At 49.5% G+C, this 624-nt stretch carries 1 protein-coding gene; it reads left to right on the forward strand.

What is annotated here, in order from left to right; genetic code table 11:
* Window positions 1–350: 350 nt before the first annotated feature.
* Window positions 351–624, forward strand: a 274-nt coding sequence (locus ACOCD2_RS24845) for a hypothetical protein (protein WP_419626347.1), incomplete at its 3' end; no start/stop codon positions are given.

Here is a 624-nt window from a genome sequence, read left to right on the forward strand (position 1 = left end):
TACGATAAGGCTGAAACGAACAGAATTTTGCCAGCGATCCAACGCAGTCCGATATTTCCACCATCCTCCCACCGGGTAAACTGCAATTGTGTGCATATCCGCAAGCGAAGCTGCTGACCCGCTCCACGTATCAGAATGAAGAGAACCACGGGTGCGGAGCTGAGATCCGAGCTTCCAGCCTTCGTTACCACCTTCCGGACCACTGTAGTCTTCCGTTTCCTCGTTTGCCCTTTGGTTACTAGAGTTTAGAGTTTCAGAGGAGAAAAACCACTAAAAATCTCAAAAAACAGTTGACATAGCAAGGCGCTGCCTCTCAGAAGAGAAATCAACACAAACTTCTGGAGGCCGCTATGGACGCGAAAGAATATAGCCGTATCCCCCGCGAACTGTGTTATTGGATAACATTTTTGGCAGAAGTGCTACCCCTGAGATCCGTGGGTACCTTCATTGAATTGTTGATCGGGGCGATGCTCACCCCAGCAGGCTTTGTAACCGAAGCCTATTTGGTCGTCACGATGCGCAATCACTGGAGCAGTTATTACAAATGGTTGCAGAAAGGGCACTGGTCCTGGTTGGGGCTGTCTCGACAGTTTGTCCGATTGATATTGAAGGTCGTGAAGCAGG

It is taken from the genome of Thiolapillus sp. (assembly GCF_048562965.1).
Lineage (GTDB): Bacteria > Pseudomonadota > Gammaproteobacteria > Chromatiales > Chromatiaceae > Thiolapillus > Thiolapillus brandeum_A.